The sequence below is a fragment of the Dermabacter sp. HMSC08H10 genome (assembly GCF_001807585.1).
GTDB classification, from domain to species: Bacteria; Actinomycetota; Actinomycetes; order Actinomycetales; family Dermabacteraceae; genus Dermabacter; species Dermabacter hominis.
Window position 1 is genome coordinate 177,895 of record NZ_KV789415.1, and the last position, 11,607, is coordinate 189,501.

The 11,607-nt window shown below is 65.8% G+C and carries 10 protein-coding genes; 8 read left to right on the top strand and 2 right to left on the bottom strand.

Going from position 1 to position 11,607, the window contains the following annotated elements; translation table 11 throughout:
• Nucleotides 1–24: 24 nt before the first annotated feature.
• A complete protein-coding gene (locus HMPREF3176_RS01235; RefSeq protein WP_070457553.1) occupies nt 25–783 on the bottom strand; it encodes an IclR family transcriptional regulator in 759 nt (252 codons plus the stop codon).
• 62 nt (nt 784–845) lie between these two features.
• Here HMPREF3176_RS01235 and HMPREF3176_RS01240 point away from each other — a divergent pair, with 62 nt between their 5' ends.
• The 8 genes from HMPREF3176_RS01240 to HMPREF3176_RS01275 all read left to right on the top strand — a co-directional run bounded on the left by HMPREF3176_RS01240 (nt 846) and on the right by HMPREF3176_RS01275 (nt 10,594).
• Entirely contained in the window at nt 846–1,898 is a 1,053-nt protein-coding gene (locus HMPREF3176_RS01240) for an arginase family protein (protein ID WP_070457555.1), read from the top strand.
• A gap of 48 nt (nt 1,899–1,946) precedes the next feature.
• Nucleotides 1,947–3,413: a purine-cytosine permease family protein gene (locus HMPREF3176_RS01245; protein ID WP_070457557.1), complete on the top strand. Its 1,467-nt coding sequence runs from the start codon at nt 1,947–1,949 to the stop codon at nt 3,411–3,413.
• On the top strand, nt 3,410–4,027 hold the full coding sequence (locus HMPREF3176_RS01250) for a cysteine hydrolase family protein (protein ID WP_083286160.1): 618 nt from the start codon (nt 3,410–3,412) through the stop codon (nt 4,025–4,027). Before HMPREF3176_RS01245 ends, HMPREF3176_RS01250 begins: the two co-directional genes overlap by 4 nt.
• A 93-nt stretch (nt 4,028–4,120) precedes the next feature.
• Nucleotides 4,121–6,121: a choice-of-anchor M domain-containing protein gene (locus HMPREF3176_RS01255; RefSeq protein WP_070457559.1), complete on the top strand. Its 2,001-nt coding sequence runs from the start codon at nt 4,121–4,123 to the stop codon at nt 6,119–6,121.
• Nucleotides 6,118–7,728 (top strand): anchored repeat ABC transporter, substrate-binding protein, encoded by a 1,611-nt coding sequence (locus HMPREF3176_RS01260; RefSeq protein ID WP_210386438.1) that lies wholly within the window; start codon nt 6,118–6,120, stop codon nt 7,726–7,728. Before HMPREF3176_RS01255 ends, HMPREF3176_RS01260 begins: the two co-directional genes overlap by 4 nt.
• A 30-nt stretch (nt 7,729–7,758) precedes the next feature.
• Nucleotides 7,759–8,886 (top strand): choice-of-anchor M domain-containing protein, encoded by a 1,128-nt coding sequence (locus tag HMPREF3176_RS01265; protein ID WP_070457561.1) that lies wholly within the window; start codon nt 7,759–7,761, stop codon nt 8,884–8,886.
• Nucleotides 8,883–9,692, top strand: a complete 810-nt coding sequence (locus HMPREF3176_RS01270) for an anchored repeat-type ABC transporter ATP-binding subunit (RefSeq protein WP_246826614.1) — start codon at nt 8,883–8,885, stop codon at nt 9,690–9,692. Before HMPREF3176_RS01265 ends, HMPREF3176_RS01270 begins: the two co-directional genes overlap by 4 nt.
• Entirely contained in the window at nt 9,692–10,594 is a 903-nt protein-coding gene (locus HMPREF3176_RS01275) for an anchored repeat-type ABC transporter permease subunit (protein ID WP_070457563.1), read from the top strand. Before HMPREF3176_RS01270 ends, HMPREF3176_RS01275 begins: the two co-directional genes overlap by 1 nt.
• A gap of 534 nt (nt 10,595–11,128) precedes the next feature.
• On the opposite strand, the gene HMPREF3176_RS10625 is transcribed toward HMPREF3176_RS01275, so the two are convergent.
• Nucleotides 11,129–11,607: LPXTG cell wall anchor domain-containing protein (locus HMPREF3176_RS10625; protein ID WP_141742317.1), on the bottom strand; the 479-nt coding region annotated here is incomplete at its 5' end.

An 11,607-nucleotide genomic window follows, 5' to 3' on the forward strand; every position in this document is an offset into this window, starting at 1 on the left:
GCGTAAGGCGAAAGGCGGTCTCCTTTAGGAGATCGCCTTTTGCAGTTGGTCTGCGGCGACGCGCACGGCCTCGAGCATGTCGAGGTCGCGCGAGGAGTCGCTTCCCTGCCAGGTGACGGCCACCGCGGCAACAGGCCAGCGAGCGCCGTCAAAAACGGGGAGCGCCACCGAGCGGTGTCCGTCGAGAACCTCACCGTTTTCGACGGCGTAGCCGCGCGTGCGCGTGTCGCGTGCGTCGGCGAGCGCGCGCGCTACGGGGAACGCAGGGCCCACCTCGGCACCGAGCTGAGGTTCGAGAACCGTTTCGCCGGTAAAGACGGCGGCGAGCTGATTGGCGGGCAGGGCGCTGAGAATTGCGCGCCCACTTGCGGTGAGGTGGGCGGGCACGCGCACGCCGACGTCGGTGGGGTAGGAGGCGGGTTTGCTGAGGCGTGCTTCGACGACGTAGAGCACGTGGCGGCCCTGAAGCACGGCGACGTGCGAGATCTCGCCAACTCGATCCGTGAGACGTTCGGTCACGCGCTTGCCGAGGCGAGCGAGCGGAGCCTGCCGGGTGTAGCCGAAGCTGAGTTCATAGGCGGATGGACCAAGGCCGTAAGCGTGAAGGTCTGAGTAGTGGAGAACGAAGCCTTGATCGAGAAGTTCCGCGAGGATGTCGTACGTGCTCGAGCGCGGAATATCGAGTTCGCTCGCGATGCGCGAGGCGGCAATGGGCCTCGAGCGCTGGGCGAGGTAGGTGAGGATCCTCAACGTTGAGGCGGCTGCGGGTACTTTCGACGGCATAGAGCACACACTATCGGGCGCGCCTGGAGCGAATCTATTTGGATACAGTCCGCGCACCCATAATGGAGGGCGTGAACACGTTGAGCAGCATCGAGAACAGTCCGTGGAAGGGTCGAGTTGATGGTGAGGGTGCGGCGCACGCGCGCTGGCATCAGCGCGTGTCGCTCGTGAGTGAGGAGCGCCCGCCCGAGGGCGCACACGTGGCACTTGCGGGCTTTGCTTCGCACGAGGGGGTGCGCCGCAATCACGGTCGTGTGGGGGCGGCGGAAGCACCCGCAGCTTTGCGTTCGGCGCTTGCGGGCATGGCGCTTCACGGTCCGCTCGGCACGGGCGAGGTGGCCCTCGCGGACTGGGGCGATGTGACGACCGTTGGCGAGGCGCTCGAGGAAGCGCAAGCGGACATGGGGCATCTGACGGCCCGCGCGCTCGGCACCGAGGGCAATCGCCTCACGCTCGTGCTCGGCGGCGGTCACGAAACCGCGTGGGCAAGTTACCTGGGGCTTCGCGAGCACCTGGGGGCGCGCGGGCGCGCGGGAGCCGGCTCGGTTGGCACCACGGGCACCGCGGGCGAGGGGTCCGACGCTTGCGAGCCTCCCTCGTGGGGCGTTCTCAACCTTGACGCCCACTTCGATCTTCGCAGCGCGCCCACGCCCACGAGCGGGACCCCATTTTTGCAAATGGCGGAGGCGGAAAAGGCCGAGGGGCGCGACCTGAACTACGCGGTGCTCGGGATCGCGGAGCCGGGCAACACGCGCACGCTTTTCGACACGGCCGATGCGCTCGGCGTTCAGTACCGCACGGATCTGGAGTGCCTTGAGATGGGTGCCGAGGGCGTCGCGCGGTTCGTCGAGGAGTTCGCCGCCCGTATCGACGTTCTCTACCTGACGATCGACCTCGACGTGCTGCCCGCCCACACGGCGCCCGGGGTGTCAGCCCCGGCGGCGCTTGGCGTGGATTTGCCGATCATCGTGGCGGCGGTGCGGGCCGCTGCGCGCACCGGGAAACTCTCGCTCATGGACATTGTCGAGCTGAATCCGCGCTTTGACGTGGATGGACGCACCGCGAAGTCCGCGGCCCGGCTCGTGAGCGAGGCCGCCCACATCCTCGCTCGCTGACTAGGATGTGATCTAACCCCCCTTTCCTTCGCGCGACTGGAGCTGTTCATGAGCACTCACGCATCCTCTTCCCCCACGCCTGTCACGAGCCCGGGGCTCATGGAACGCCAAGGCATTGAGATCGTTGCTGAATCCGAGCGCACGGCGAAGCCGAGCGACCTTTTCTGGCCGTGGTTCGCCGCGAACATTTCGGTGTTTGGCATGGGCTACGGCAGCTACATCCTCGGTTTCGGCGTGAGCTTCTGGCAGGCCACGCTCGTGACCCTCATCGGCATCCCGATCTCGTTCTTCCTGTGTGGCCTGATTGCGATCGCCGGCAAGCGCGGAAGCGCCCCAACGATGGTGCTCTCTCGTGCGGCGTTTGGCGTGCATGGCCAGAAGGTTCCCGGAATCGTCTCGTGGCTCACCTCGATCGGGTGGGAGACGTTCCTGTCGATCATGGCGGTTCTTGCGACGGCAACCGTGTTCTCCCGCCTTGGCCTTCCCAGTGGCACGCCCGTGCTCGTTGCCGCGACGGTTGCGGTTGCTGCGCTCATCGTCGTCGCGAGCGTGCTCGGCTATCACACGATCATGAAGTTGCAGTCGGTTCTGACGTGGATCACGGGCGCCATCACGATCCTGTACGTGCTCCTCACGTTCTCTCACATCGATTTGGACGCGGTCCTCGCCGTCCCGAACGGCACGCCGCAGCAGGTCATCGGCGCGCTCGTGATGGTCATGACCGGCTTCGGCCTCGGCTGGATCAATATCGCCGCCGACTGGTCGCGGTACCAAAAGCGCGAGACCTCCGATGCCTCGATCATTTGGTGGAACACGCTCGGCGGTGCGATCGCCCCGGTGCTCCTCGTGTTCTTTGGCGTGCTCCTCGTGGCCTCGGATCCCTCACTGAGCGATGGCATCGTGAATGATCCGATCGGCACGCTCGCCTCGATCCTCCCGATCTGGGTGCTCATCCCGTTCTGGCTCACCGCTGTCCTCGCGCTCGTGTCGGGGGCCGTGCTCGGCATCTACTCGTCTGGCCTCACGCTGTTGAGCCTCGGCATCAACATCCCGCGCCCCGCCGCGGCAGCGATCGACGGCGTAATCCTCACGGCGGGCACCATTTACGTCGTGTTCTTCGCGCACGACTTCCTCGGCCCGTTCCAAAGCTTCCTCATCACGCTCGGTGTTCCGCTCGCGGCATGGGCGGGCATTCTTATCGCCGATATCCTCACGCGCCGCGTGGATTACGACGAGCAGGCATTGTTCGATGCACACGGCCGCTACGGCTCGGTCGATTGGATCTCGATCCTCACACTCATCGTGTGCTCCGTGCTCGGCTGGGGGCTCGTGGTCAACAGCTTCGCGGAAGCGGCGGCATGGAACAACTGGCAGGGCTATCTGCTTGGCCCGCTCGGTGGGCGCGATGGCGATTGGGCGGACGCGAACCTCGGCGTTCTTCTCGCACTCGTCCTCGGCTTCGTTCTCACGTTCGTGCTGCGCCGTGGCACGATCCGCCGTCAGGAGCGGGCATGAGCGCGGTGCCGACGCCTTCCGGCGCCGCATCGGCTTCGCATTCTCGCGGCGTTCCCGGCGACGATTTCTCGGATGCGTGGCTTCTCGTCATTGATCCGCAGGTGATTTTTGCCGAGCAATCGTCGGACTGGGCCTCCCCCATGTGGGAGGCGGCCTGGGCGAATATCGCGCGCCTTGCGGAGGCGTTCGAGGGGCGGGTGATTCTCACGCGCTGGATTCCGACGGCGGACCGCTCGACCTCGTGGGGCGAGTATTTCGAGGCGTGGCCGTTTGCGGATGTGCCAGCGAGCGACCCGCTGTACGACCTCACCCCCGAGGCGGCCGCGCTCGGCGCTTCACACGTGATTGATGAGCCAACGTTCGGCAAGTGGGGCGCCCAACTCACGGCGATTACGGGCGGGAGTCCGCATCTCGTCGTGGCGGGAGTGTCGACCGATTGCTGCGTGATCTCGACAGTTTTGCCCGCGGCCGATTCGGGTGCGTGGATCACCCTCGTAGGCGATGCGTGTGCGGGCTCTGACCAGGGAAATCACGAGCGGGCGCTCTCAATCATGAGGCTTTTTGCGCCGCAGGTGCGTATCGCTACAACGAACGAGGTGCTGTCCCTGGGTTGACGGGAGGAGGCTCCCTATGTTGTTAATGATAGCGACTCTCATTAACAACCGTTGCTCGCGTTTTTTCGCCGGGCGACATAGAAAGGTGCTCCCTTGGTCCAGACAGCCACGGCGCCGGCGCGCACTCGCGCCGCGTTGCGCGCGCTCCTCGCGGCGTTCGCTTCGCTCGCCGTTATCCTCATTCCACTCGGCTCGGCGCACGCCGCCGGGCGCCTCGTGATCGAATCCGGCCACGTCGATGCCTTCAACGTTGAAGCCAACGGCGACGCCCTCACGCTCAACCTCAAGGAAGACGTCACCGGTCAACACGTGACTCACAAGCCCGAAGACGTCGAGCTTCACGTGAAGTCCGCGGCCCTCAAAGACATCCCCAAGGCCTTTCCCGGCGCACCCAAAGCGTATTTTTTGCCTATGTCCCAGGACCAAAAGCTCCTTTGGCCGGGCTGGGACACGCTCAGCACGCAGGGGAAGGGTTTTGATAAGTCGATCAAGCTCAAGTTCGACAAGGTCGAAGGCCCGGGCCAGATTCACCTGTTCGGCCAGGACTCATTCGGCGGGATCGCGCCTCTCCTCGAGAACGGCAGCATGGACCTCAAGGCTGGCGCCGTGCGCAACCAGGAAATGCCAGCGCACACTCACGCCAACTGGGTCTTCACGAAGCCCGGCGTGTACACGCTGACCCTCCACGCCGAGGGCCGCAAGGGCGGCAAGAAGGTCTCCTCGAACAAGGCGACCTACACCTTCACCGTGGGCGATGAGTTCAAGGGCAAGGCCGACGCCAAGGCTGAAAAGCCGGCACCGGCTCCTGCCCCAGCACCGGCTCCTGCCCCTAAACCGGAGGACTCGACGACACCGAAGAAGCCGTCGGACACCGCACCCACCGCGGCAGCGCCTGCGCCGAAGGACTCCACCAAGCCTGCCGCGCCCGCAAATCCCGCACCCGCGGACAAGCCGAAGCCTCGCACTTCCACGCCGAAGGCCAAGGCGCCGGAAAAGCCCGCCGCACCCGCGCCGAAGGCGAAGCCTAAGGCTAAGGCTAAGGCTGCGGCCCCGGCTAAGGAGGCCAAGACACCGGCAAAGCACGCTGCTCCCGCAGCACCGGCGATGCCGGAAGCCCCCGCCAAGGAAGAGCCGAAGGCGCCCGTGTGCACGGCGACCGAGGTCGTGCGCGACGCCACGCAGGACGAAATCAAGGCCGCGACGAGCACCTCTAAAGCCAAGGTTGGCGGCTCGTACACGATTCCCGCGAACACGCACGTGCACCCCAACTGGGTCTTCTCGAAGCCCGGCACCTACAAGCTGACGATCCGCCAGAGCGTCAAGGGCAAGGACGGCAAGAGCTACTCCGACACCTCGACCCTCACGTTCAACGTGGGTAGCAGCTCCGGCGCAACGAGCGGCCACTTCGACTTCGGTTCACGCTTCGAGAACGGCAAGCTCATCTCGTCGATCAAGGACGACCGCAAGTCACCCGCGCAGTGGGTTGACCCCTCCTCCATCTCGTTCGGCCTCGGCAACGCCGCAAAGGCAAAGGCACCCGCGGGCATCGAGTTCATCGCCCCCGCAGGCTCGGACGTGTGGATGATCGGCTCGACTCAGGCCCCGAGCGTTCCGTGGGTCGGCGCGAACTCGATGCACCCCTCGATCATCCAGAACACGACCGGCGAAATCACTCAGACCCTCGTGTCCGCGAGCGGCCCAGGCAACGTGGGCGTGTTCACCTCGGGCAACTTCGGCCAGATCGTTGGCCAGAAGTGGTACTCCTCGACCGCCGGCTCGGGCTCGAGCGTGAGCGCCGCAAAGGACCGCAAGAGCGCGAAGATCGGCCAGATCTTCAAGGACGGCAAGGGCTACAAGATCGTCGACCTCAAGGGCAAGACCGAGGACGGCGCCGACTGTGACCTCAGCGCCGACCAGATCGTGGAGGCGGGCGGCTCCGCCGACTACGCCAAGTCCGTGACGGGCGACGCTCCCGCGGGTTCCGCTTCGGATCTTCCGCGCACGGGCGCTGAGGTGACCGGCCTCGCCGGCACCGCCGCAGCGCTCATCATCGTGGGCGCTGGCACGGCAGTGGCGAGGCGCCGCTTCCAGTGACCTCCACCCCTCAACTGCGGCGGCGCTCCGTGCTCCTGGGCGCCGCCGCCTGCTCTCTCGGCGCGATCATTCTGCCTGGCCGCACCGCGCGCTCAAGCGAGGACCCTCGCCCGCGCGTCGTGGCAACGACCGGCATTCTCGCCGATCTCGCAAAGAACGTCGCGGGTCCCGATGCACTCGTCACGTCCCTCATCCCCGAGGGCGGCGACCCGCACTCGTTCGAGCCTCTCCCCCGCAACGTCCGCGACATCGCCTACGCCGATCTCGCGCTGTCGAACTACCTCATGCTCGAGGAACAGGCGCTGATCCGCACGATCGACGCGAACCTTCCCGCTGGCTCGACGCACCTCGCACTCGCCGAGGAAGCCTCGACGCGCGGCGCCACAATCATCCCGCTCGTCGAGAACCGCTCTCTTGACACGGTGTGGCTCGGTCTTCGCGTCGCGGGCCGTGAGCGCGGCGCCGGACGCCTCACGCAAGTGCGCCTTGCACTCGCCTCGTGCGAAGGTCCGGGTGACCTGCACGGGTACGTCACGGGAACGTTTGGCGAGCCGCAGCGGGTGTTCGATTCTTCCGACGGCACCTCCGCTCGCACCGATGCGATTGATCTCCCGATGGATGCCCACACGCACATGAGCTGGGCCTTCACAAAGGCGGGCGTGTATCGCGCGCGGTTCAGGGCAACGTGGAGCGGCGGCTCCCTCGGCGCCGAGTCCTCGGCGGAGGGTGACGTGTGGATCTGCGTGGGCGTCTCCCCCGAGGAAGCTGCGAAGAAGGGTGCGGAAGTGTCTCTCGCGAAGCGCCAGGTGATTTCGTCAGGCCACGCCGATATCACGGTCAACGTACCTTCGGCCTCGCTCGCAATGCGCATCGACGATCCCGAAGCAGAGGGCGGAACCCGCGATATCGCCCTCTCGGACATGGTCATTCACGTGCCCCCAAAGGCACTCCTTCCCGTGCCAGCCGATCCCGCGTTCCGCTTTATCGCGCGCGGCGGCACGGATGTGTACCAGCTTCCGCAAGCAGTTCTCGGCAAGCACGTGCACGGCGAGATCGACCCGCACTTGTGGCAGGACGTCACAAATGCCCAGGCCTACGTCGAGGTCATTCGCGATCACCTGTGCGGCCTCGACCCAGATCACGCGGGCGGCTACCGTGCGCGTGCCGCAACCTACCTGCGCGAACTCGACGACGTCGATTCCTACGTTCAGCGCTCGGTCGACTCGATCCCCGAGGCGGGCCGCGAGCTCGTCACGACCCACGACGCCTACGGTTACCTTGCGAACCGCTACGGACTTCGCATCGCCGCGGTCGTCTCGCCTTCGCCGGGACAAGAGCCCTCGATCGCCGACCGTCGCCGCCTCGCGGCGACGCTTCGCGACCTCGCCCCCAAGGCCGTGTTCCTTGAGGCGACGGCAGGGCCCGTGTCCACGAGCCTCGTGGATGCGGCGCGCATGGAAAGCATTCCCGTCCAACCCATTTGGGGTGATTCCTTCACGCGCGAGGTCAACACCTACGCCGCGATGATGAGAGCCAACGCCGATTCCCTCGCACGCGGGCTCGGCGGAAAACCCCTGGGCAATGGCGACCGGCAAGCGTCGGAATAGAAAACCCACCCAGATACGAAAGATGAACTCATGACCTCCCACTTTTCCCGTCCCCTCTCGCGCCGTAGCTTCGCCGCAATCGGCGCCGGCGCACTCGGCGCCTTCGTATGCGCACCTGCCCTCGCGGCCCCCGCACGGCCACTGCCGCTCGACCCGACCGACGGCGCAACCGACGGTGCCGACGACCCGGCGCTCAAGCAGAAGGTGAGCGAGAGCGAGCAGATCGTGAAGGATGAGAAGGTCGTGATCGATGCTCACCACGTCGATCTCGGCCCGCGCCTGATCGACGGCGAATGGATCTTCGCGGCGCGCGATGACACGGGCGAAAGCCCTAAGTGGCGCATGGTTGAGGACGTGGTTTTCCAGGTTCATGACCAGGGCATTCTCCCCGTTCCCGACGACGAGGCGTACTCGTTCATCAAGGCCGATCCGGGCTCCGAGGTGTACGTCGTTCCGCAGACCGAGGTCTCGGGCGTCGTGTGGCTCGGCTGGAACACGCAGGACCCGGCGGTTGTGAAGGCGTGCCCGCGCGGCGTGACGCTGCGCTTTACCAACGTCTCCGGTCCGGGGCATTTCAGCCTGTTCCTTCAGCCGGGCAACTTCGCGCCGCCGCAGCAGCTCGCCGATGGCGACACGCTCGAACAGACACCGGCGGACGTGTTCGTGGACATCAACACCCACACGCACGCGAACTGGGTGTTTACGAAGCCGGGCGTGTACCTCGTCGCGGTCGAGGCTATCGCGGAGGGCGAGGACGGCACGAAGTATTCGGCGGGCGGCACGCTGCGCTTCGCCGTGGGTGACGCGACCGCACCCGATGAAGCTCTCACGGCTTCGGTCCCGTGGGATGAGGGAAAGGGCTCGGCATCTGAGGGCGCGAGCGATGGTGGCGGTTCCGACGCTTCCTCGGCCTCGAGTGACGCTCCCAAGGATGGCACGTCCGAGCCGTCGAAGGGCGCCAATGATGCGGGTGCGAGCGAGAAGACGAGTTCGAACTCGCTTCCGTGGATCGTGGGCGGCGGCGCTGTCGTTGCTGCAGCAGCCGGCGGTGGCGCGTACGCTCTGAGTAAGAAGAAGAGTGACCGCGCCCGTGCCGAGGCCGAGGCTGAAACGGCGGGTGCGGGCTCTACCCGCGCAGATGAGGGTGGCGCCAAGTGACCGCGGCGCTTACTGCGCACACCTCGACCCCCACGAAAGGGAAGCGGGCAAAGCGCGGGACTGATTCGCCTCTTGCGTGCCGCGACCTCCGCGTGAACCTTGGTGGGCGCACGGTTCTCGACGACATCTCGCTCGATATTGAGGCGGGGAGCATCACGGTGCTTCTCGGCCCGAACGGCGCTGGAAAAACGACTCTCGTGAAGAGTCTGCTCGGGCTTCTCCCGCTCGCTTCGGGCACGGTCGAGGCGCGCGGCGAACGCGCGTATGTTCCGCAGCGCAGCGAGATGGAATGGGACTTCCCCGCGACAGCGCACGACGTGGTCATGCTCGGCCTGATCCGAAGGTTGAGCCGGTGGCGTTCGCCGAGTAAGGAGCACTACAAGGCAGTGGCGCGTGCCCTTGCGAAGGTGCGCATGGACGCGATGAAGGATCGGCCGATCGGCGAGATGTCGGGTGGTCAGCGCCAGCGCGTCATGATCGCGCGTGCGCTCGTGCTCGAGCCCTCCGTGCTTTTGCTCGATGAGCCTTTCACGGGCCTCGACATGCCCTCGCAGGAACTGCTGAGCGACCTCTTCGTGTCGCTCGCGCGCGAGGGCTGCTCCGTGGTGATGTCGACCCACGACCTCACCCACGCCTTGCACGTCGCCGATCGTGTGGTTCTGCTCAATCGCCGCGTTGTCGCGGATGCTCCGCCGAGCGAGCTTCGCGATCCCGAGCCGTGGCGGGAGACCTTCCGTGTTTCCGAGCACTCACCGCTTCTCACACACGTCGCCTCCGCGGTTGACGCCGAATCGAAAGATCACTGATGCTGACTCCCCTCGACTTCCTCACGGATCTCACGAACCCGCAGCTCACCTTCCTTCCGAAAGCTCTCGTCGTGTCGATGCTTGCGGCGCTCGTCTGCGCCGTCGTCGGCACGCACGTGGTGCTGCGCGGCATGACCTTCATCGGCGATGCGGTCGCGCACGCGGTGTTTCCCGGTATCGCGGTCGCGTTCGTGCTTCAGGGCTCGTTCCTCGTGGGAGGCATCGTCGCAGGTGTCATTACGGCGATTCTTATCGCGGTGTTCGGGAACCATCACCGGCTTCGCAGCGACGCCGTGATCGGCGTGTTCTTCGTGGCGGCTTTTGCGCTCGGCATCGTCGTGATGAGCCGCGCTCCCGGCTATGGTGGCTCGCTTTCGAGCTTCCTGTTTGGTGCGATCACGGGCATTGAGGATTCGGCGCTCGTGACCTCGGCGGTGTTCACCGCTATTGTGCTTGCCCTGCTCGTGATCCTGCACCGCGACCTCGTCGTGGTGGGCATGGACCGCGGCTATGCGGCGGCGCTCGGTCTCCCCGTGATGCTCCTCGACATCGCCCTCTCGGTTCTCGTGACCCTCGCGGTCGTCATGAGCATCCACACGATCGGCAACATCCTCGTGCTCGCCCTTCTCGTGACCCCTGCGGCTTCGGCGCGCATGCTCACCGATCGGATCGTCCCCATGATGGCATGCGCGGCGGGAATCGGCATGGGCAGTGCCCTGCTCGGCGTGTACTTCTCGTGGGCGCTCGATCTCCCAACGGGCGGCACGATCGTGCTCGTCGCGACGGCGATCTTCGTGCTGTCGTGGGCGCTGAGCCCCCGCCACGGCGTACTACGCAACAAGCGCCGCGGCGAGCTCGACAGCGGAGCCGAGGGCACGGAGCTCGAGGCGGTGGGCGCTTAGGGCGCTCCGCCAGCCCTCCTCGAACCGCCCCTCCTCGGGGCCCCTTCTTCGGCCCCTCCTCCCTGCCTAGAGATCTATCCCTTACGTTTGCGGCGCTATCCTCTCGTTTTCCGCCGCAAATGTTGGGTGTAGTTTCGGCCCTCGGTCCTGCGCGCCCCGCCTACCCCTCTCGGGGCCCCCTTCTCGGGCCCACTCCTCTCTTGGGGTCCTCCGCGCTTCGTCGCGAAGCCTCCCTCGCGGCCTAGACTTCTATATCCAACGTTTGCGGCGCTATTCTCTCGTTTTCCGCCGCAAATGTTGGGTTTAGTTTTGCGGTCGACCTCGCGTGCCCCGTCCACGGCGGCGCTCTTGGACCATCGCCAGATTCATTTCCCAATAACCGGCGCACTCAGCTCTGCCCAGCCGACTCGGTCGGCAACGCCGTCGGCACCGGCTGTAGGTATACGAATGTGGCGGGGGTTCGGGATTTCTCCCGCTCCCCCGCCACATGTGTGCGAGTCAGAGATGAATCTTTACGGCTTCATCGCTTTGTCCTCACTTCTGCGAGTTTGACCTCCGGCGCCATGCGATTGCAGCTACGCCACCGAGCACGAGAAGTGCGGCGAGGCCAGCAGTCGCGGCAATCTCGGCACCGGTACGAGGCAGAGGCAGGCCCGGCTTCGACGGCCTGCTCGGCTTGCCGGTCGAACTACCCTCGTCGCCAGGGGTGCCCCCAGGATTACTCGGGTTAGACGGAGCTTCAGGCTTGCCCGGATCCGTCGGATCTTCGGGGTTAGACGGATTCTCAGGCTGACCAGGCTCCTCCGGATCCGACGGGTCCTCAGGCTTACCCGGATCCGTCGGATCTTCGGGGTTAGCCGGATCCTCAGGCTTGCCGGGGACCGTCGGATCAACCGGATCGGTCGGATCCACAGTGGGATCGTCCGTCGGGTCCACGGTGGGCTCATCCGTCGGATCCACAGTGGGCTCGTCCGTCGGATCCACAGTCGGATCATCGGTCGGATCCACGGTGG

Bases quoted from the DNA above. Each gene is read 5' to 3' on its own strand.
- HMPREF3176_RS01245 (WP_070457557.1), top strand. From the start codon at position 1,947: ATGAGCACTCACGCATCCTCTTCCCCCACGCCTGTCACGAGCCCGGGG.
- HMPREF3176_RS01240 (WP_070457555.1), top strand. From the start codon at position 846: ATGGAGGGCGTGAACACGTTGAGCAGCATCGAGAACAGTCCGTGGAAG.
- HMPREF3176_RS01250 (WP_083286160.1), top strand. From the start codon at position 3,410: ATGAGCGCGGTGCCGACGCCTTCCGGCGCCGCATCGGCTTCGCATTCT.
- HMPREF3176_RS01265 (WP_070457561.1), top strand. From the start codon at position 7,759: ATGACCTCCCACTTTTCCCGTCCCCTCTCGCGCCGTAGCTTCGCCGCA.
- HMPREF3176_RS01235 (WP_070457553.1), bottom strand. From the start codon at position 783: ATGCCGTCGAAAGTACCCGCAGCCGCCTCAACGTTGAGGATCCTCACC.
- HMPREF3176_RS01275 (WP_070457563.1), top strand. From the start codon at position 9,692: ATGCTGACTCCCCTCGACTTCCTCACGGATCTCACGAACCCGCAGCTC.